A 19,831-nucleotide genomic window follows, 5' to 3' on the forward strand; every position below is an offset into this window, starting at 1 on the left:
ACTTCTGGGGGGGGGGGGGTTCGCCCGGGGGGTGCCGTTCAACCCGGCCCCCTTGTGGTTTTTAACCTTGGGGGGGGGGGGGGGGGCGGGCTCCCGGCCCCCACCGCCCTCGGCGTCTGTGATGAGCCCTGCGTCCCGTGAGCGCGACGCCAGAGCCCTGCCGTCCTGACCACCGCTCCCCGTTCGGGGTTCGAGAGTCAGGGCCGGCGCGCCCGGCCCATGGTCGCCGTGAACGTCGCAGGGTCGTCCTCGAAGCCGTGGACGCCGGGCTGGAAGTCCCATGTGCCGGACCCCTCGCGCACGAACTCCGCGACTGTCGCCGCCGTCGCCCCGAGGACTTCGCCGAAGTTGTCCTCGGCCAGGTCGGTGTAGCCCTCACGTATACGGAGCGCGGGGTTGATCACGTTGACGAAGGTCGTGTGGTCGGAGCGCTGTTGGATGGCGACGCCGACCACCACGCGCGCGTAGCGGCCATCCAGCCGGTCCAGCTCCAGCGTCATGACCTCGTCCCAGCCGAAGCCCTTGCCGTCCTTGCTGTCGCGGTTGAGGTAGATGGTGCCGTCGGGGGAGCGGCTGTCGAAGTGCACGACATAGGCGGGCTCCCCGTACGGGTCGCTTGCCAGGTACGTGGCGGCGACGACGTCCAGATCGCTGGGTGGCCGGCCCGCCGGACTCGGGTCCCACTTGACGGCGATCTCAACCTTGCGGATGCCCTTCTTCAGGCCGTTCACCAGGCTTCCCCTTCCCCCTGTGGCGCCGCCCGAACTACCGGGCCGGCAAGGCAGGTTGTCCATCCTGCCACGCGCGCCCGCGCGTTTGCCTGCGAGCTCTCCGCCCGAGGGTGACCGACGCCACGCTCCGTGGCCTTACGATGGCGCGGTGCTGGTCAAGTGGATTCGCTGCACCGTGGTGGACCGCCGCGGTTTCGAGCGGGGGCAGCGAAAGTGGGCGGGGCTTCTGGGGGAGCCGGGGTTTCGGGGGCAGGGTGGTGGCTGGAGCCGGGGGCGGCAGGGCGTGGCGCACATCTTCGCCTTCTGGGAGAGCCGTGCCTTCTACGACTCCTTCATGGCCCGGTCGCACGACCGGCTGGCGGCGACACAGTCGGGCACCTTCAAGAACAGCCAGGTCAGGCTGTTCGACTACCGCTTCGACGTGAAGACCGGCTTCGAGCCGCGGTTCTCGGACGCAGACCTGGTGCGGGTCGCCCACTGCCGTGTCCACGAGGAGCGCGCCGAGCACTTCACGCTGATGCAGGAGAAGGTCTGGAACCCCGCGATGGCCGGTTCCCCCGGGATGATCCGCGGACTGTTCGGCGAGGCGCCGGGAAACGAGTTCCTGGTGCTTTCGATGTGGCTGTCGGCCGCCGAACACGGCAAGTACCGCACCGAGCGCGTGGAGCGCCTCGCTCTGCGGGCCCAGACGGAAGCGGACGTCGCGTCCCTCACGGGCGACATCGTGCAGCTCGAACCGACCTGGACGGTGTGACGTCCGGACCCGGTACTCGTGCGTCTGGCAGTGACCCCTGGTGCGGAAAGTGTGTGACCTACGCCGTATGGAGGCCGTACGAGTGCTCTACGGAGCCCCAACCGATCTAGGGTTTTGGCATGGCACGACCACGGCGCATCGTCCTTGTCCGGCACGGCGAGTCAACGGGCAATGTTGATGACACCGTCTACGAGCGTGAACCCGACCACGCCCTCGCTCTGACGGAGCAGGGCTGGCAGCAGGCCGAGGAGACTGGAAAACGGCTGCGCGAGGTCTTCGGCCGCGAGCGAGTCAGCGTGTACGTCTCCCCGTACCGCCGTACGCACGAGACGCTGCGGGCCTTCCATCTCGACCCCGGACTCATACGGGTGCGCGAGGAACCGCGGCTGCGGGAGCAGGACTGGGGGAACTGGCAGGACCGCGACGACGTCCGCCTCCAGAAGGCCTACCGGGACGCCTACGGTCACTTCTTCTACCGTTTCGCCCAGGGCGAGTCCGGTGCCGACGTGTACGACCGGGTCGGCGGCTTCCTGGAGAGCCTGTACCGCAGCTTCGAGGCCCCCGACCACCCACCGAACGTGCTGCTGGTCACCCACGGCCTTGCCATGCGGCTGTTCTGCATGCGCTGGTTCCACTGGACGGTCGCGGAGTTCGAGTCACTTTCGAATCCCGGGAACGCGGAGATGCGGATGCTCGTTCTCGGGGACGACGGCAAATACGCGATGGACCGGCCCTTCGGACGCTGGCGGGATCCTGAACCGTACGGGATCACCGGATAGAGTGGCAGGGCGATGACCGCTGACTCCTCTCCCGCCGGGCGCCTGGAGCGTGCCCTGGCCAGCCTGCGCGGACTGGCCGTGGGGGACGCGCTGGGCTCGCAGTTCTTCGTGCCGGTGAACTACCCACTGCTGAAGGACCGTGAGCTGCCGCCGGGCCCCTGGCAGTGGACGGACGACACGGAGATGGCCGGCTCCGTGGTCGCCGTCCTGGCCGCCCACCACCGCATCGACCAGGACGCCCTGGCCCGCTCCTTCGCCGAGCACCACGACTTCGACCGCGGCTACGGCCCGGCGGTCAACCGTCTGCTGCGGCTGGTCCGGGAGGGCGGTGACTGGCGCGAACTCGCCTCGGCGCTCTTCAACGGCCAGGGCTCCTGGGGCAACGGCGCCGCGATGCGGATCGCACCCCTGGGTGCCTGGTACGCGGACGACCCGGAGCAGGCGACCCACCAGGCGGAGATCTCCTCGTACCCCACGCACCAGCACCGCGAGGCCGTCGTCGGCGCCATGGCCGTCGCCGCGGCCGCCGCGCTGGCTGCCGCTCCCAGCGGTCCGCCCAGTCCTGAGGCGCTTCTCGACGGCGTCGTGGCACTCGTTCCGAAGAGCGCTGTCGGCGCGGGCCTGCGACGAGCCCGGGACATGCTGGACTACGCCGATGCGGGCACCGTCGCGGCCGTGCTGGGCTGCGGGCGGCGTACGACGGCCCACGACACGGTGCCCTTCGCCCTCTGGTCGGCGGCCAGAGGGCTGGGGAACTACGAGCAGGCGTTCTGGACGACCGCGCAGGTCGGCGGCGACGTGGACACGACCTGCGCCATCGTGGGCGGGGTGATCGCCTCCGGTAAAGCGGGCGCACCGCCGACCGCGTGGGCGGAACAGACGGAGGCCCTGCCCGACTGGGTCCTCACCGTCAGCTGACGGGACCTACTCCGCCTGCGGCTCTTCGCTGCGCAACTGTCCGTCGGGGAGGCATGGGCGAAGGATGAGTCGAAACTCTCTGTGCGCGTCGGGAACTCTGCGTGACTACTCCGGCGTTCTCGTGACATCCGTTGTGTGATGCGTGGGTGGAGCGCAGACACGTGAGACGGCGAGGCCGCTGGGGGCGATCATGCAGTCCGTACGGGGTTCCGTGACGCTGCTGGCTGTGCTGGCTGTGCTGGCTGTGCTGGCTGTGCTGGCTGTGCTGGCTGTGCTGGCTGTGCTGGCTGTGCTGGCTGTGCTGGCTGTGCTGGCTCGCGCGTGGTGCAAGCGAATGGCCGGACCGTGGTTTTCGCTGTCGGTCTCCCGGACTGGGGCCGACCATCCGCAGCTTCGCACGCGGCCGGTCGGCTCAGCCGATACCCGGACCCGCCGTGCCGGAGAGTGCATCCAGGTCGCTCTTACGGACCTTGATCACCAGCCAGGCGGTGACCAGGGCGAGTACGGCCATCGCCGTGGCCGCGATGAAGCCCGTCGAGATGCCCTGGGCAAGCACCTCGTGTCCCCATGGGGCAGGCAGCTGTTGCGTCTGACCGAAGTCCGCCTTCTGCTTCGCCGAGCCGTCGGCGAGGAACTTCGGCAGTTGCTTCTCCGCCTCGCTCTTGCTGGCCGAGCCGAACACCGTGGTCAGGATGGACAGGCCGAGCGAACCGCCCACCTGCTGAGTGGCGTTGAGCAGTCCGGACGCCGCCCCCGCCTCGTGCTGGGCGACACCGGAGACAGCGGTGAGCGTCAGCGTCACGAAGTTCAGCCCCATGCCGAAGCCGAACACCAGCATCGGCCCGAGGACGCCGCCGACGTAAGAGCTGTCGGAGCTGATGAGGGCCTGCCAGCCCAGCCCTATCGCCGCGAGCGCGGAGCCCACGATCATGAACGGCTTGGGCCCGAGCACCGGCAGGAACCGCTGGGACAGTCCCGCCCCCAGCGCGATCACGACCGTCACCGGCAGGAAGGCGAGTCCCGCCTTGATCGGGCTGTACCCCAGCACGTTCTGCACGAAGAGCACGATGTAGAAGAACATGCCGAACATCGCCGCGGCGAGGCTCAGCATGATCACGTACGTGCCCGAGCGATTGCGGTCGGTGAACATCCTGAGCGGCGTGATCGGTTCCTTCGCCCGGGATTCGATGACCGCGAAGGCCAGCAGCAGAATTACGGCGGCACCGAAGGAACCTATGGACAGGCTGTCCCGCCAACCCTCGTCCGCCGCGCGGATGAAGCCGTAGACGAGCAGGGCCATGCCCGCTGTGGAGGTCAGGGCGCCCGAGACGTCGAAGCGCCCGGTGTGCCGCTCCGACTCGCTGATGTAGAGCGGGGTGAGCACGGCGATCAGCACGCCGATCGGGACGTTCACGAAGAGCACCCAACGCCAGTCGAGCCACTCCGTGAGCATGCCTCCCGCGAGCAGACCGATGGCACCGCCGCCTGCGGAGACCGCGGCGAAGACGCCGAAGGCCCGGTTCCGTTCCGGTCCTTCGGGGAAGGTCGTGGTGATGAGCGCCAGCGAGGTGGGCGACGCGATCGCGCCTCCCACTCCTTGCAGGACACGTGCGGCCAGCAACTGCCAGGGCTCTTGGGCGAGACCGCCGAGCAGCGAGGCGAAGGTGAAGAGCAGGATCCCGGTCATGAAGACCCGGCGGCGGCCGAGGATGTCGCCGGCCCGGCCGCCGAGGAGCAGCAGGCCGCCGAAGGTCAGCGTGTAGGAACTGACGACCCAGGTGAGGTCGGTCGTACTGAACTTGAGCGCGTCTTGAATGTGCGGGAGCGCGATGTTCACAATCGTCGCGTCGAGTACCACCATGAGTTGGCAGGCCGCGATGACGGTGAGCGCGATACCGGGATGTCCCTCCCGGCGGGCCGCTCCTGGTTTCTGGTCCTGTATCAGCTGAGAGGTTGTCACTATGGGTCCCCCACAAGTGCTCTAGTGAACGATTGCGTTCACTGCCGCGTCAACGGTAGTGAGCCGCGAGTAGTGAACGCAACCGTTCACTCAACATGTCGTCGTGCGGTCCGTCCCCCGCTGTCGCCGCGCGATGCTGTCCCCGCTCCCGGAATCCCCGCTTCCCCCGCCTGTTGGAGACGCTCAGATGGTTACCTCGCGCTGGACGGCCGCCCCCGCTCAGACGGCTTCCCTTCGCCGGCGCGGCCCCGTACTCGAACGCGCGATCCTCGATGCCGCCCTGGATCAGCTCAGTACAGTCGGCTGGAAAGGCCTCACGATGGAGGGCGTCGCAGCCAGCGCCCAGACCGGGAAGGCCGCCGTCTATCGCCGTTGGCCGTCGAAGGAGGATCTTGTCGCGGACGCACTCCAGGCCGGACTCCCTGCTGTGGAGGAGGCGCCCGATCTGGGCAGCGTGCGCGAGGACCTGCTCACCCTGTGCCGGCGGGCGCGCGACGCGATGTTCTCGCGGCCCGGCTTCGCGCTCCGTGCAGTGATTCACGAATGCGACCCCACGCAAGCGGAACGCTTCCATGGCGTGATCTTCGGCGGGGTCGTGGAGCCGACCCTCAGGCTGCTGCGCGAGATCATCGCCCGTGGGGTGGAGCGGAAAGAGGTGCGGGCCGATGCGATGAACGGCTATGTCTTCGATGCCATCCCGGCCATGATGATGTACCGCTCCAAAGTGTGCGCAAGCGAATGGAGCGATCGGGATCTGGAAGAGATGATCGACCAGTTGATGCTTCCGCTGCTGCGGCCGACCGGTGGGTGACAGGGGCCCCGCGAGCCCGTGAAGCCGTTCTGTGAAACCGGGGTGTCGGAGAGCGATCCGGGCGGCGTACGCTAAGGGCGCCATGCCGTACGAACCGCCTACTCACACCGTCGAGCGCTCCCTACGCGCCACGACCGGAGCTAAGGTCATTGCCGGTGTCGACGAGGTGGGGCGCGGCGCGTGGGCCGGTCCCGTCACCGTCTGCGCGGCGATCACCGGACTGCGCCGGCCCCCCGAAGGCCTCACCGACTCCAAGCTGCTCAGCGTCAAGAGGCGCACGGGGCTCGCCCAGGAGCTGGAGAAGTGGGTCACGTCGTTCGCCCTGGGGCACGCCTCTCCGGAGGAGATCGACCAGATGGGCATGACGGCCGCTCTGCGGCTCGCGGCGGTACGCGCCCTGGATGCCCTGCCGGTCCGTCCCGACGCGGTGATCCTTGACGGCAAGCACGACTATCTCGGCACGCCCTGGAAGGTCCGCACGGTGATCAAGGGTGACCAGTCATGTGTTGCTGTCGCGGCGGCCTCGGTGATCGCCAAGGTTCAGCGCGACAAAATGATGGCCGAACTGGGTATCGACCATGCAGACTTCGATTTCGCGGCCAACGCCGGGTATCCCTCGCCCGTGCACAAGGCCGCACTGGAGGAGCGGGGCCCCACCCCGTACCACCGGTTGTCGTGGGCGTATCTTGATGCGCTGCCCCAGTGGCGGCACCTCAAGAAGGCCCGCAGCTGGGCGGAGGGAAGCGTTCCAAGGATCGAGGGTCAGCTCGGCTTCGATTTCTGACGGATCCGCTCGCACTCATGTGCCACCCGCCGACGCGAGCCGTACCAACGTTTGATAAATATCAGCTCATGCCTCTCATTCCCGAGGAGCCTCAGATTCACGAGAGTGCCCAGGGTCCGCGCGCCACTCCGGCCAGTGGCCGTACCGCGCCGACCCCTCGTCCTGTACCCGGCCCCCGCCCCGCGGCTCACCCGCGCCCCGGTCGGCCTGGCCCGCTGCGGCCCGCGCCGCCGGTGCAACGCACGCCGCACGACGCGGCCGTGGCCAAGCCCGGAGCGTCGGGCCCTACCGCTCCTGTCGCCGCCGCACCGGCCGCCGTGACTCCGCAGATCCAGCTGATCCCGGCCTCCGCCGAGGGTGCGCTCGATGCTGCCGAGGAAGCTGTCGACCTGCTGCTCGACTCGGGTCGCGCTCCAGGTGACGTGCTGGTGATCACCACCGGCGAACAGCACCCGTGGGCAGTCCACGAACTGTCCTTCGGTGAAGCCTCCTACTGGGCGCAGCACGACGCGGCCGACGACGTCTTCTACGCGGACGCCGCCGTGGCTTCCCGCGCGGCATCGCGCCCCGTGGTCGTGGTCGCCGTCAACGGCGGTCCCGACTCGGCAGCCGCCGACGCCCTGCCGCTCGCTCACACGCGGGCCGCTGCCCTGTTGATCGTCTGCGGTGACCCGCAGCAGATCAACTCGGTTCTGGGCACCGGCATCTGAGCCGCATCCGATAGGCCCGGCGGGACGCCGGGGGGTGACGGAGGGGTGCCGCCCAGGCGGCACCTGCACGGCGGCTGCTTTGTCGTGCCGGCATCGGCGGCCTGAGCCTTGCCTCGCTCTGCGCACTCGGGGCGCGTGTGAGCCGTCGCTGTCAGCCGTGGGGTTGGGCTGTTCGCCGTGCCGGTGCGTCGGGCTGTCGTACGGGCGCGGCGGCGGGCGGCGGGTGCCCACGAGGCTGTACACGTAGGGCATGAGCACGCGGCCGGCGTGCAGACGCTCGGCCGGTGTCAGCGAGCCGCCGCGCGGCGCAGTACCTCCGAGACGGCGCCGCCCGTGCGCGGCAGCGGAGGCGGCGCCTCGGACGTGGCGAAGGGCTCCGGTGCCGAGTCCGCGTTCGGGCGACGTCCGCCTCGACCCTCGCCGAGGACCTGCCAGCCGTCCCGGGTCAGCGTGATGTACGCCCCGCAGCGCAGCCCGTGCAGGGTGCAGGCGTCACGCAGGCCCCACATCCACGCGCCGTCCTCTTCGGTCCAACGCGCGTCCCCCTCACGGCAGTAGAGCAGCACAGCGGTGCGCACCGGTGTGCGGCGGCGCAGGTCGTGCGGGATCACCCGGCGCAGCTGGGACAGCAGCACGTTGCGGGACATCCAGCCGTCCGCCGGTGCCGGACGCCGGGTGAACGAGGCGCTCGCCCGAAGCCGCTCGTCGGCATCGAGAACCGCCACGATCGCGGTCGCCGGCTTGGGGAGATGCCGTGTGTGCAGCCCGCTGACGACCTCACGGGGATTGCGCAGCAGGGGGATCCCGGCAGCGGCCCACTCCGCGGGTTCGAGCATGCGGGCCAGAGGATTGGCGGATGCGGCGGACAGGTCGGCAGGCGACGACGTCGACGCCGCGGAGGACGGAGCGAATCCGAAGGTCACGGTCCTCCCTTCGGCTACGCGCCCACACTGCGGGCGGGGTCGGATTCGGGGGAGCGCACACCGCAGCAGAGCCCTACATGGTCACGGACGAGCCGTGCGGGGAGCGGACTCCAATTCTTCCTGTCGAACTTGGTTGCGGCAACGAGCAATTGGGCCTACCGACCCTTTTCGAGAGGTTAGCGTCTTATATCCCTACCCGGTGTTCCGGGAGGCGACGCACGGGACGTTCGAGCACGACACGTTCGTACGCCGCCGCAGGGGCTCTCAGACGTCCGACGTGTGCTCAGCCGCGGACCGCCAGGACCAGTGGCAACACCCCCTGGGCACCGGACCGCAGGAGCAGGCGGGCGGCGACCGCGAGGGTCCAGCCGCTCTCTGTCACGTCGTCCACGAGCAACACGGGCCCGTGCGCGGCATGGAGTGCCTCCCGCAGCGGTGGAGGGACGACGAGAGCGCCCTCGAGGGCGCGCAGGCGTTGGGCACTGTTGGAGCGGGGCAGGGACAGGCCGGCGGCGTGGTCCGTGTATGCCAGGGATCCCAGGAGGGGCAGGCGGCCGACCTCGGCGATTCTGTTACCCAGAGACTGGACCAGTTGCGGCCTCGTGCGCGAGGGCATGGTGACCACGCCGACGGGACGGGACGGCGCGTCCGGCTTGCCCGACGCCCAGCCGTCGGGTGCCTTGGCCCAGTCGGCCAGTACCGTCACGACGGCCTTCATCACGTCGTCGGGAGCGGGGGCGTCCGGGGTGTGGGGCGCGAGCAGGGGGCGGAGCCGGTTGCCCCAGCCGATGTCGGAAAGGCGGCCCAATGCCCGGCCCGGGGTGGCTTGTTCTCCGGGCGGGATGCGGCCCTTGAGGTTGACGCCGATGGCAGGGAGACCGGTCGGCCACATTTTGCGGGGGTCCACCACGACACCCGCGCGCGTGAGGGAGCCCCCCGCGGTGTCCAGGGCGGTCGGGGAGACGTCGGCCGTGAAACGGGGGCCGGCGCAGTTGTCGCAACGACCGCAGGGCGCCGCCTCCTCGTCGTCCAGTTGCTGCCTCAGGAACTCCATGCGGCAGCCGCTCGTGGTGGCGTAGTCACGCATGGCTTGTTGCTCGGTGGCCCGTTGCTTGGCAACCCAGGCGTACCGCTCGGTGTCGTACGACCAAGGGATGCCGGTGGCGATCCAGCCGCCCTTGACGCGGTGGACGGCGCCGTCCACGTCGAGGACCTTGAGCATGGTCTCCAGGCGGGTGCGGTTCAGCTCCACGAGGGGTTCGAGCGCGGGCAGGGACAAGGGGCGGTCCGCCTGCGCGAGGAGGTCGAGAGTGCGGCGGACGGCTTCCTCGGGCGGAAACGCAACGGAGGCGAAGTAGGCCCAGATCGCTTCGTCCTCCCGGCCCGGTAGAAGCAGAACCTCGGCGTGCTCCACTCCGCGCCCAGCACGGCCGACCTGCTGGTAGTACGCGATGGGGGAGGAGGGCGAACCAAGGTGCACGACGAAGCCGAGGTCGGGCTTGTCGAACCCCATGCCGAGTGCGGACGTGGCCACGAGCGCCTTGACCCGGTTCGCGAGGAGGGCCTCCTCGGCCTGCTGCCGCTCGGCGTTCTCCGTCTTGCCCGTGTAGGAGGCGACCGTGTGACCGCACTGCCGCAGAAAGGCGGTGACCTCTTCGGCCGCGGCGACCGTGAGGGTGTAGATGATCCCGGAACCCGGCAGGTCAGCCAGGTGATCGGCGAGCCACGCCAGCCGGTGGGCCGCGTCGGGCAGCTGGAGCACACCCAGGCTGAGGCTTTCGCGGTCCAGCGGGCCGCGCAGCACCAACGCGTCCGAGGCCGTGCCCGTGCCCAGCTGTTCGGCCACGTCCGCGGTGACCCGTGCGTTGGCTGTGGCGGTGGTGGCGAGCACCGGAACGCCGGGTGGGAGGTCGGCGAGCATGGTGCGCAGCCGCCGGTAGTCGGGGCGGAAGTCGTGGCCCCAGTCGGAGATGCAGTGCGCCTCGTCGACGACGAGGAGTCCGGTGGCGGCGGCCAGCTCGGGCAGGACGTTGTCGCGGAAGTCCGGGTTGTTGAGCCGCTCCGGGCTCACCAGCAGCACGTCGACCGTGCCCGCGGCGACCTCGGCCTGGACGGTCTCCCACTCCTCCGTGTTGGAGGAGTTGATGGTGCGGGCCAGGATGCCGGCGCGGGCGGCGGCGCCGACCTGGTTGCGCATGAGCGCGAGCAGTGGAGAGACGATCACGGTCGGCCCCGCGCCGCGCTCGCGCAGCAGGGCGGTCGCCACGAAGTACACCGCGGACTTGCCCCAGCCCGTGCGCTGCACGACGAGGGCCCGGCGCTTGTCCGCCACCAGTGCCTCGATCGCCCGCCACTGGTCCTCGCGCAGTCGAGCAGACCCGGTGCCGTCCCCGACGAGTCGGGCGAGGACCGCATCGGCTGCCTCGCGCAATTCCGCGTTACTCGTGTGCGTCATACGTCCCATACAACAGGACGGCACTGACAGCCGGACTCCGCGCCCGGTCGAAGCGGCAGGCACCTTCGCAAGGCAACAGGCGTGCGGATCGATGTTGTCGTGCCCATGGTCGGACTTATCCACAGGCGAAAGCGGAATGTGGCGATCCGCGAGATCGTCTGCGCATGACGAATCACAGCGAAACGACTGGATCCTCCGAGAACGGCGACATCGGCGGACGAGACGGATATGAGAGGCGCGAAGCCCCGGCCACGGACGGCGGGCGCCTCCCGGCCGCGGCCGGCGAACACGTCGAGTGCGTGACCTACGACGCTCACGGAGGCGATCATCAGCTCACCCTGCGCACACCGGGCGAACTCGCCGACGCCCTGCCGTACCTGCTCGGTTACCGCCCCGAGGACAGCATCGTCCTGGTCGCCCTGCACGACCGCGGCGGCCGCGGCCGGTTCGGTGGACGCGCCCGGCTCGGCATTCCGTCGAGCGAGGACGACTGGGAGTCCGCGGCCCGTCAATTGGCTCATGGTCTGATCACGGGCAGCGAGCGCAGGGGCACCAAACCCGAGCAGATGGTGGCCTACCTGTGCCAGGAACCGGCCAAGGGTGAGACCGGGCAGCAGGTCATGAGGCGGCTGACCCGGCTCGCCGGCTTTCTGCGCACGGAGTGCGGCCGGCTCGACGTGCCCGTGATCGAGGCTCTTTGCATCTCCGACGGCCGCTTCTGGTCGTACTGCTGCCCCAGCGAGGGGTGCTGTCCCCCCGCAGGGCTGCCGATGGGGCTGCCCGGCACCTCCGTGCTGGCTGCCGCGGCCACCTACGCCGGACTTCAAGTGCGGGGCACGCTACGCGAGTTGCGGGCCAGGCTGCTGCCCTGGGAGACCGCCGCCGCACTTGAGCAGGAGGTCGCCCTGGACACCGCGAGCATGGCGCAGGTCCCCAGGATGCTCCACGAGGTGAGCCGGGAGGACGTGGCCGAGGAGACGGTGGCTCTCGCCGAGCGGGTGATGACCCGGTTCGCCGAAGCGCCGCCCGTCTCAGGCACCCTCCTGGCGGACCTGCGTGACGACGAATTGCTCGGACACGACGAAGCGGCCACCTTGATCCTCGGCCTGCAGGACCGCTCGACCCGCGACCGGGCGGCGGAGTGGATGGAGGGCCACGAAGCGGGCCCGGCGTTGCGTCTCTGGCGAGCCCTGGCCCGCCGTTGCGTCGGGTCGTACGGCGAGCATGCGGCGGCCCCGCTCACCCTCGTCGGCTGGGTCGCCTGGTCGGCCGGTGACGACATCGAGGCACGGGAAGCCATGGCCATGGCTCTGGGCGCCGATCGCGATTACCTCTTCGCCCGGCTCCTGCACCAGGCCTGCAATGAGGGCCTGGACCCGGAGTCCATCCGCCACTGCCTGCGCGCAGAGCGCGAGGCACGCATGGCGCGTGCGCGTGCGGAGGCCGGTGAAGGCAGTGGCGAGAGGGGAGCCGGATCCTCCGCGCAGCGGGAATGCGCGGCACCGGTGCCGGGAGACGTCACATCCGCTGGTGGGGCCTCGACGCTGCAGGAGGTGAGTGCAGTGGGGGAGGCTCCCGTGTCGCAGAACGGGTCGGGTACCGGCGGACCTCGTCCGGCGGACTCGCCCACGGCAGCTTCCCGTCACCGGCGCCGGACTCGGCCCGATGGTGGCTCCGCCGGCCGTTCTGCGGGAGGACGACCGATGGGGATGGACGAGGAGGAGCCGCATGCCCGCACACGAGCCACGGGCGCTACGCGTGCCGGTGCTCCGGGAACCGGCGGTACGCGTCCACGGCCGTCGCGGAAGGGGACCCCGCGTCCACGCTCCACTGGCCCGGACAGCGCGCGTCGCCGCAGTACCCGCCCCGCAGCCGCGCGGCCGGGAGACGACGCCACAGAGGGGGAGGCATGAACGACCGCAGGAAAGGCGCCGGCCGACTCCGCGACCTGGCAGGTCGGCTGTGTGAGGGCGGCGCACGAGTGTGGCACACCTTCCGCTGCCGGGTGGCGGACAGGCCTGCCCATGACAGCCTCGAGCACGACGGGGCGGAGCGAGGCCGTGCGAGGCACGGAGCTGCTGTCGGGCTTCTGCTCGGCCGACAAGGGATCCGCTGCCTTCACACTCGCCGCAATTCGGTCGGCTTCCCCCGCCGCGGGCGTGACCCCGAAGAGGTCCGTCCCGTTCACCTGAGTGGCGGAACGCCTGGAGGGGTGCCGCCGTACCGCCCTTGTCCCCCAGGAGCCCCGCACCCGGCGCCGACCACGACCCAGGCGCACAGAGCGCAGAGGAAGCCGCCCCTTGCATCAGCCGACTCCGCCCTCCGCCGACGACAACTCCGTTCTCGACAGTTCCGCGCCGCCCCGGAGCAGAGCCGCAAGCCCGCTGTCGCAGATGCAGGGCTCGAACACGTCTGCACCCAGGGGGCAGGAGCGGCAGCATCCGGTTGCGGATGCCGGCCGACATGCGCCTCCGTCGATGGCGCAGGACAATCCCTGGCCATCCGCAGGAACGGGTCCACAACGGCGGTCGTCTGCGCCCACGGAGCAGAACCCGCCCCTGCCGACGGCACAGCCACCACGTCCCGTCCCGCAGACAACCCAGCAGCGCCGGCCTCTGCCCCCGACCGTCTCTCGCCCGCTTCCCTCGGCCGCGCCCACCCCACAGAACCCCCTGCCATCGGCCCCGCCCCCGAATCCGACCTCGCCCCCTCGCCGCCCGGCCGACCTGCCTCCGGCCCACGCCACCCTCATCTGCGTCGCGCTCCCGGGGCTCGCCATCTCCTCGGATCAGGGGCAGCTGACCGGTCACGGCCTGGAGGGGTTCTATCGCGCGGGCCGACGCGTGCTCTCCCGCTGCCAGCTTCGCGTCGCCGGACGCGAACCGGTCGCCGTCCAGGCCCGGACGACCGCGGCTGACCGCGCACGCTTCGTGGGGACACTGCGCGCCTCCCCGGGCGCCGGACCGGACCCGGACGTCGTGGTCGAGCGCACGCGTCACGCCGACGGCACGGAACGCATCACTCTCCGCAGCGCTGCCCTCCGCCCACTCCGTCTGCCGGTGGAGGTGGCCCTCGGTACGGACCTGGCAGACCTGGGCACGATCGCGTCAGGACGGGCGGGACCCGAGCTGTCCGCCAGCGTCCACGACTCCGGCCTGCGCTGGTCCCGTGCCGGAGCGAGCGCATCGGTCACGGCCGAGCCGCCGCCCGCTGATGCCCTGGCCTCAGCAGGACTGCTGCGCTGGGAGTTCCGACTGCCCCCCGGCGGCACGGCGAGCGTGGAACTGCGCGTAAGGCCCGACGGTGCGGGACCCGTCAGGGCCGTGGGGCGTGCGGCGACGAGCCCTCTGGCCACCGCACGGGCGACAGGCGACCACCCCGGAGTGCGGGTCCTGCTGCAGACCGGCATCGAGGACCTCCAAGCCCTGCTGTTGCGTGACCCGGCACACCCCACCGACACGCATCTGGCGGCAGGAGCGCCATGGCGCTGCGGGTTGGCACCGGCCGAGGCACTCGCCGCGGCTCGGATGACGCTGCCGCTCGGCACGGGGCTCGCGGCCGGCACCATGCGCACCCTGGCGCGTACCCAACTCCCGGGCGTCGGCGGACCGCGGTCCGGCATGATCCCGGGACCGAGGCGGGACGCAGGAGTGCATCTGCCGCCCGGTTGCACGGGCACGGAGGCCACTCTGCTCTTCCCGGCCCTCCTCGCGGAGGCAAGAAGATGGGGACTCCCCGCGCAGGAGACGGAGGAGCTGCTGCCGGCGGCCGAGCGGTGCCTGACCTGGCTGCGGACGACAGTGGGCGACGGTCCGTATCTGTGCGACCCGCTGCCCGGCGGGCCCGTCCGCTGCGAGACACAGGCCCATGCCCATCGCGCGGCGGTGCTCGGTGCCGAGCTGCTCGACTCGTGCGGCCGGCCGGGCGGCACCGAGCTGCGCCAGTGGGCCCGGGAACAGCGGACGGCGTTCCGCCAGGACTTCTGGGTCGAGGACCGTGGCGGCGGCCGGCCGGCGACCGCCCGTGCCCCGGACGGGCGTCTCGTTCCGCAGCTCGGCGCCACAGCCGTCCATCTGCTCGACACCGGGCTGCTGGGTGGGGGCGAGCAGGCACCCGGGCTGCTCGACCGGGTGCAGACCGAACAGCTCGCCAGGCTCTTCGGGAGCCCGGCCATGGACTCCGGCTGGGGCCTGCGCGGACTGGGCGCGAAGGAGGTGGGATACAACCCGTTCGGCCATCGCGCCGGTGCCGTACGGGTCCACGAGACGGCCGTCGCCGTCGCCGGTCTGGCTGCGGCGGGGTACGAGAAGGAGGCCGGTTCGCTGATGCGGGGTGTCCTGGCGGCGGCCGAGGCGTTCGGCCACCGGCTCCCCGAGATGTACGCGGGGGAGCAGCGCACCGACGGGGGCGCGCCACTTCCCCATCCGGCGGCCTGCCGCCCGTCGGCGGGCGCAGCGGCTGCCGGAGTCCTGCTGCTGACCACCCTCGCCGGGATCCGCCCCGACGCCCCGGCGGGGACGGTCACGCTGCGCCCGATGCGCAGCGCACCGCTCGGGGAGATCAGCCTGACCGGGCTGCGGGTCGCGGGCGCCCCCTTCTCCGTGCGGGTCAGCCGACTCGGCCTCGCCGTGGTCGAGGAGGCGGCCGACGGCCTGCAGCTGCGGGCGTGACCTCGTACGACGTGGCAGAGGAGAACGATCCAAGCCCAGCCTGAACCCCGACCGGACCGAAGGTGACCAGCCGCCGGTGCGGCCGACGAAGGGCGTGTTTATCGTCAAGCAGACGACTATGATCGCCGCATGCCCTACGACCCGTCAGCCTTCCCGCCCTTCGCCGTCACCGTGGACCTGGTCGTGCTGACCGTGCGCCGCCATGCCTTGTGCGCGATGACGGTGCGCAGGGGCGAGCCGCCGTTCCAGGGGCGCTGGGCGCTTCCCGGCGGCTTCGTACGGGCCGACGAGGATCTGGCACAGGCCGCGGCGCGCGAGTTGGCGGAGGAGACCGGACTGCGCGCGCACGACACGGCCGTTCCCGTCCAGGGCAACGGCGCACACCTGGAACAGCTCGCGACCTACGGCGATCCCAAGCGCGATCCCCGGATGCGCGTGGTCAGCGTCGCCCACCTCGCCCTCGCCCCCGATCTGCCCGCTCCGCGCGCGGGCGGCGACGCGAGCAACGCCCGCTGGGCGCCCGTCGAGGAACTGCTGCAGCAGGGTGGTTACGGCCGTGACGGCGAACCCGTTGCGCCGCTCGCCTTCGACCATGCCCAGATTCTGGCGGACGGCGTGGAGAGAGCCCGCTCCAAGATCGAGTACTCGTCGCTGGCCACCGCGTTCTGCCCGCCCGAGTTCACCGTCGGCGAGCTGCGTCGCGTCTACGAGGCGGTGTGGGGGGTCGCCCTCGACCCGCGCAACTTCCACCGCAAGGTGACGGGCACGCCGGGTTTCCTCGTGCCCACCGGCGGTACGACCACCCGCCAGGGCGGCCGCCCCGCCCAGCTGTTCCGCGCCGGCGGGGCCACGCTCCTCAACCCGCCGATGCTGCGCCCAGAGGTGTGACGCCGCGGAGCGGGGCCCGGGCAGCCGACCGGCCCTGACGGAACTACGGACCGGCCTCTTTTCCGAACGGCGAACAGGGGTCCGATCGGGGCCGTCGACGGACCCCCAGCCCGCTGTGCAGCGAGCCGTGCGGTACCCGAAAAAACGGACATAGCGCGCTATCTTGCTACGGGTGATCCAGGCTTTCGGACTGACCAGCAACTCCCGTAAGGATCTGCCGCCCGCAGTCGACGACGTCTCCTTCGAAGCGCACGCCGGCCGTGTCACCGCGCTTCTCGGAGCGGCGGGCGCGGGCAAGACGACGGCGCTCAGACTGATGCTCGAACTGCAACAGGGCCGCGGCATCACCTACTTCAGAGGCCGACCCCTGCACCGCATCGCGCACCCCTCGCGTGAAGTCGGCGTGCTGCTGGGCGATGTGCCGGGCCATCCCGCCCGGAGCGTGCGCGGTCATCTGCGCATGCTGTGCGCCGCGGCGGGCGTCCCGGTCCGGCGTGCCGACGAAGTCCTCGAGGTGGTCGGTCTCGTCAGCCTGCGCGACGAACGGCTCGGCACTCTTTCGCGCGGCATGGACCGCCGTCTCGGCCTGGCCTGTGCCCTGCTGCCCGACCCGCACACCCTCCTGCTGGACGACCCTGCCGACGGCCTCTCCGCCCGCGAGAACCAGTGGCTGCACGGCATGCTGCGGGCGCACGCCACGCAGGGTGGCACGGTCCTGTTCACCACGGCCGATCCCAAGGAGGCGGCACGCGCCGCCGACCAGGTGGTCACGCTCGACGGGGGCAGACTCGTCGCCGACCAGGAAGCCGCGGACTTCGCACGCACCCGGCTGCGCCCCCGGGTCGCCGTCCGCAGCCCCCACGCCGCCCGCCTCGCGGCCCTGCTCACCAAGGAGGCCCGCACGGCCCAGCGCTCCGTCGAAGTCGTACGGGAGGGCGGTAATCGGCTGTCCGTGTACGGCAGTACGTGTGCCGACGTGGGTGAGACCGCCTTCCGGCACGGCGTCCTCGTGCACCAACTCGCCGACGAGATCGGCGACATGGGTCCGGGTGCGGTGCCCGCCCTCTCGGCGGAGTCACACGTACTCGACAGGACACTGCCGGACGGTCCGGAACGGGAACCCGGCCCCTCCCCGGTGTCCGGTCCAGCGGGAACGCGCGCTGGTGCGAGCGACGGAGAAGTGCGCCCATCAGTCGCGGCTCGCCCCCTCGACGCCGTCACAACCGGCGACCCGCTGGCCCCCCTGCCACCCCCGATCTCCGTCCGCCCCGCACCCGGCCCCTTGCGGCCGCTGCGCTACGAACTGCGCCGCGCCGTCGGGGTCGGGACGGGGTTCCTCACTGGTGCCGGTGTCCTCGTCACGTCCGCTCTCGCCGCCGTACTCCTGGCACGTGTCGGACACACCCCGCAGCCGCGTCTGCTGGCCGCGTGGCCGCGGGAACTCCCGCTGCCGCCCGCGGCACTCGGCGCGGGGCTGCTCGGGGCGCTCGCCTTCGGCGACGAGTTCCGCCACCCAGCGCTGGCGGCGGACCGCGGCACGGTGCCCCGCCGCCTGGGACTGCTCGCCGCGAAACTCGTGGTCGCCGCGGCCACCGCGCTGCTGCTGGCCTTGCTCACGGTGGGCTGCGACGCCGAAGTGCTCTATCTCGTCTACGGACAGGAGCTCACAGAAGTTCCAGCCGACTGGTTGCCGCTGGGCGTCAGTTGGATCGGGTTCGTGGTCGGGTGTGCCTGGGCCGGAGTGCTGGCCGCAGGGGTCTTCCGGTCCACCACGGCCGGGCTCGCCGCGGTGGTCGCCGTACCGGTTCTCGTCGTACCCCTCGTACACAAGGCCTGGGAGGGGGCGTCAGTGCGGGCGGCGGCCGGATTTCCCGCGCGGCTGCGTGAGGTGTTCCTGCCGCAGTGGCCCTTCGGAGGAGAGCGCTATCTGTCGGCTGTCGTGCGCGTGCTCGTCCAACCCGTTGGTGGAGCGCTGACGTTGTCGCTGACCGCTCTGCTCTGCGCATATCTGCTCACGACCCTGCGGAGCAGGATCCGATGACGACCGTCCACGCCCCATCGGTTCCGCCCTGCGCACAACTCCCCGGGGTGCGCCCATTTCTTTCCGATAAGGCGTCAATTGCGACGGGGTGAGCGATCACCCTTTCGTGTGCTTTTCACCAAAGACCTCAAGGGAGTTGGAGACGGCGCCGACAAAGGATCCGTGAGTACCCTTGCGCACACCATGATGACCGCCGCCCGCTCCGCAGACTCCGGTCTCGCCGGCCCGGGCGAACTCGACCGCTACCCCTACGCCGAGGCGTCGGCCCCCGACCGCGTCGGCGTCCCCTCGTGGGACGGCGCGGACCCGGAGCTGGGCCGCATGGGCCGACGCGCCGCAGGCAACCGCGGGCGCGGGCTGCACGGCCAACTCGTCCAACAGCTTGGCCAGATGATCGTTTCCGGTGACCTGGGCGCCGACCGTCCGCTGGTCCCCGAGGAGATCGGCCAGCGTTTCGAGGTCTCCCGCACCGTCGTCCGCGAGTCGCTCCGCGTCCTGGAGGCCAAGGGCCTGGTCAGCGCCCGCCCGAACGTGGGCACGCGCGTGCGCCCCGTCAGTGACTGGAACCTCCTCGATCCGGACATCATCGAGTGGCGTGCATACGGGCCGCAGCGCGACGACCAGCGCCGCGAGCTGAGTGAGCTTCGCTGGACGATCGAGCCGCTTGCCGCCCGCCTCGCCGCCGGGCACGGGCGCGAGGACGTTCAGCAGCGGCTCGCCGACATGGTCGAGATCATGGGCCACGCCATGGGGCAGGGTGACGTGCTCACCTTCTCCCGCGCCGACGCCGAGTTCCACTCCCTGCTCATCCAGCTCGCGGGCAACCGCATGCTGGAGCACCTCTCCGGCATCGTGTCGGCGGCTCTGCAGGTCTCCGGTGGCCCGATCGCCGGGTGTGACCGGCCGACAGAGGCCTCGCTGGCGCACCACGGCCGGATCGCCGACGCCCTCGCCACCGGGGACGGCGCGGCGGCCGAAGCGGCCATGCGCCAACTTCTCACCGTCCACCCCGAGGTGGAACGCGTGGTGCCCGCGCCGCGCGAGCACTGACCACGCACCGCAGGCGGCGCGGTCGGCGGTTTCTCCCCCCTCCTGTGGCATCGCCCGGCCGCCGAACCGTCTCCCGTCGGACCCCGCAGGATCCTCAGGGAATCCTGCGGGGTCCGACGGTGTGACGTGGCGGTGAGTCGGCCGGTAGCCTCAGTCTGAGAACGCGACTGACCTCCTCTGCCCGTGTCTGACCGTTTTTGAACGCTTACGGGGTGTGACTCGGGCCACGCAGATTGGGCGTAACGCTCAGCGAGACAGCGCGATGACCTAAGAGGTGACAGCCGCGGAAGGAATACGGACGCCGTTCAAGGCGCTGTGCATCTTCCCGGCCCCCGCCCGCGCCGTCGGCCCATCCCC

15 protein-coding genes are annotated in these 19,831 nt (G+C 71.0%); 11 read left to right on the forward strand and 4 right to left on the reverse strand.

Annotated features, from left to right (window positions below):
* Positions 1 to 197: 197 nt before the first annotated feature.
* Positions 198 to 731 carry a TerD family protein gene (locus tag ACFWWR_RS18515; protein ID WP_383866450.1) on the reverse strand — a complete coding sequence of 178 codons (534 nt, stop codon included), beginning with the start codon at positions 729 to 731 and terminating at the stop codon, positions 198 to 200.
* 148 nt (positions 732 to 879) lie between these two features.
* Between ACFWWR_RS18515 and ACFWWR_RS18520 the strand changes: the two genes are divergently transcribed.
* The 3 genes from ACFWWR_RS18520 (at position 880) to ACFWWR_RS18530 (ending at position 3,182) form a co-directional block, all read left to right on the forward strand.
* The gene (locus ACFWWR_RS18520) at positions 880 to 1,485 is read left to right on the forward strand and encodes a YdbC family protein (RefSeq protein WP_384304267.1); all 606 of its coding nucleotides are present in this window, start codon (positions 880 to 882) and stop codon (positions 1,483 to 1,485) included.
* A 119-nt stretch (positions 1,486 to 1,604) separates the two neighbouring features.
* Positions 1,605 to 2,264, forward strand: a complete 660-nt coding sequence (locus tag ACFWWR_RS18525; RefSeq protein ID WP_383866454.1) for a histidine phosphatase family protein — start codon at positions 1,605 to 1,607, stop codon at positions 2,262 to 2,264.
* Between the two features lie 12 nt (positions 2,265 to 2,276).
* Entirely contained in the window at positions 2,277 to 3,182 is a 906-nt protein-coding gene (locus tag ACFWWR_RS18530; protein ID WP_383866456.1) for an ADP-ribosylglycohydrolase family protein, read from the forward strand.
* Positions 3,183 to 3,594: 412 nt separating this feature from the next.
* Here the strand turns inward: ACFWWR_RS18530 and ACFWWR_RS18535 are convergent, their stop codons facing one another.
* Positions 3,595 to 5,142, reverse strand: coding sequence for an MFS transporter (locus ACFWWR_RS18535; protein ID WP_383866458.1), 1,548 nt, complete (start codon positions 5,140 to 5,142; stop codon positions 3,595 to 3,597).
* 187 nt (positions 5,143 to 5,329) lie between these two features.
* On the opposite strand from ACFWWR_RS18535, the gene ACFWWR_RS18540 reads away from it, so the two are divergent.
* From ACFWWR_RS18540 to ACFWWR_RS18550, 3 genes are all read left to right on the forward strand, one after another.
* Positions 5,330 to 5,953, forward strand: a complete 624-nt coding sequence (locus tag ACFWWR_RS18540; protein ID WP_383866459.1) for a TetR/AcrR family transcriptional regulator — start codon at positions 5,330 to 5,332, stop codon at positions 5,951 to 5,953.
* A gap of 82 nt (positions 5,954 to 6,035) precedes the next feature.
* Positions 6,036 to 6,737: a ribonuclease HII gene (locus tag ACFWWR_RS18545; protein WP_383866461.1), complete on the forward strand. Its 702-nt coding sequence runs from the start codon at positions 6,036 to 6,038 to the stop codon at positions 6,735 to 6,737.
* 68 nt (positions 6,738 to 6,805) lie between these two features.
* Positions 6,806 to 7,447 carry a hypothetical protein gene (locus tag ACFWWR_RS18550; RefSeq protein WP_383866463.1) on the forward strand — a complete coding sequence of 214 codons (642 nt, stop codon included), beginning with the start codon at positions 6,806 to 6,808 and terminating at the stop codon, positions 7,445 to 7,447.
* A 287-nt stretch (positions 7,448 to 7,734) separates the two neighbouring features.
* Here ACFWWR_RS18550 and ACFWWR_RS18555 read toward each other — a convergent pair whose 3' ends face one another.
* Complete coding sequence (locus tag ACFWWR_RS18555; RefSeq protein WP_383866465.1) at positions 7,735 to 8,370, reverse strand: hypothetical protein; 636 nt, start codon at positions 8,368 to 8,370, stop codon at positions 7,735 to 7,737.
* Between the two features lie 283 nt (positions 8,371 to 8,653).
* Positions 8,654 to 10,825, reverse strand: a complete 2,172-nt coding sequence (locus ACFWWR_RS18560) for a RecQ family ATP-dependent DNA helicase (RefSeq protein WP_384304269.1) — start codon at positions 10,823 to 10,825, stop codon at positions 8,654 to 8,656.
* Positions 10,826 to 10,989: 164 nt separating this feature from the next.
* Between ACFWWR_RS18560 and ACFWWR_RS18565 the strand changes: the two genes are divergently transcribed.
* The 5 genes from ACFWWR_RS18565 (at position 10,990) to ACFWWR_RS18585 (ending at position 19,474) form a co-directional block, all read left to right on the forward strand.
* Positions 10,990 to 12,738: a DUF4192 family protein gene (locus ACFWWR_RS18565; RefSeq protein ID WP_384304272.1), complete on the forward strand. Its 1,749-nt coding sequence runs from the start codon at positions 10,990 to 10,992 to the stop codon at positions 12,736 to 12,738.
* A gap of 837 nt (positions 12,739 to 13,575) precedes the next feature.
* Positions 13,576 to 15,495, forward strand: a complete 1,920-nt coding sequence (locus tag ACFWWR_RS18570) for a glycogen debranching N-terminal domain-containing protein (RefSeq protein ID WP_383866560.1) — start codon at positions 13,576 to 13,578, stop codon at positions 15,493 to 15,495.
* A 129-nt stretch (positions 15,496 to 15,624) separates the two neighbouring features.
* Positions 15,625 to 16,383, forward strand: coding sequence for an NUDIX domain-containing protein (locus tag ACFWWR_RS18575; RefSeq protein WP_383866468.1), 759 nt, complete (start codon positions 15,625 to 15,627; stop codon positions 16,381 to 16,383).
* A gap of 172 nt (positions 16,384 to 16,555) precedes the next feature.
* On the forward strand, positions 16,556 to 18,424 hold the full coding sequence (locus ACFWWR_RS18580) for an ATP-binding cassette domain-containing protein (RefSeq protein ID WP_383866469.1): 1,869 nt from the start codon (positions 16,556 to 16,558) through the stop codon (positions 18,422 to 18,424).
* 162 nt (positions 18,425 to 18,586) lie between these two features.
* Complete coding sequence (locus tag ACFWWR_RS18585; RefSeq protein ID WP_383866470.1) at positions 18,587 to 19,474, forward strand: FadR/GntR family transcriptional regulator; 888 nt, start codon at positions 18,587 to 18,589, stop codon at positions 19,472 to 19,474.
* Positions 19,475 to 19,831 lie beyond the last annotated feature (357 nt).

The organism is Streptomyces sp. NPDC058678 (assembly GCF_042714835.1).
GTDB lineage: Bacteria > Actinomycetota > Actinomycetes > Streptomycetales > Streptomycetaceae > Streptomyces.

Excerpts from the sequence above, each read along its gene's own strand:
- ACFWWR_RS18525 (WP_383866454.1), top strand. The coding sequence starts at position 1,605 with ATGGCACGACCACGGCGCATCGTCCTTGTCCGGCACGGCGAGTCAACG.
- ACFWWR_RS18530 (WP_383866456.1), top strand. The coding sequence starts at position 2,277 with ATGACCGCTGACTCCTCTCCCGCCGGGCGCCTGGAGCGTGCCCTGGCC.
- ACFWWR_RS18540 (WP_383866459.1), top strand. The coding sequence starts at position 5,330 with ATGGTTACCTCGCGCTGGACGGCCGCCCCCGCTCAGACGGCTTCCCTT.
- ACFWWR_RS18545 (WP_383866461.1), top strand. The coding sequence starts at position 6,036 with ATGCCGTACGAACCGCCTACTCACACCGTCGAGCGCTCCCTACGCGCC.
- ACFWWR_RS18550 (WP_383866463.1), top strand. The coding sequence starts at position 6,806 with ATGCCTCTCATTCCCGAGGAGCCTCAGATTCACGAGAGTGCCCAGGGT.
- ACFWWR_RS18560 (WP_384304269.1), bottom strand. The coding sequence starts at position 10,825 with ATGACGCACACGAGTAACGCGGAATTGCGCGAGGCAGCCGATGCGGTC.
- ACFWWR_RS18565 (WP_384304272.1), top strand. The coding sequence starts at position 10,990 with ATGACGAATCACAGCGAAACGACTGGATCCTCCGAGAACGGCGACATC.
- ACFWWR_RS18575 (WP_383866468.1), top strand. The coding sequence starts at position 15,625 with ATGCCCTACGACCCGTCAGCCTTCCCGCCCTTCGCCGTCACCGTGGAC.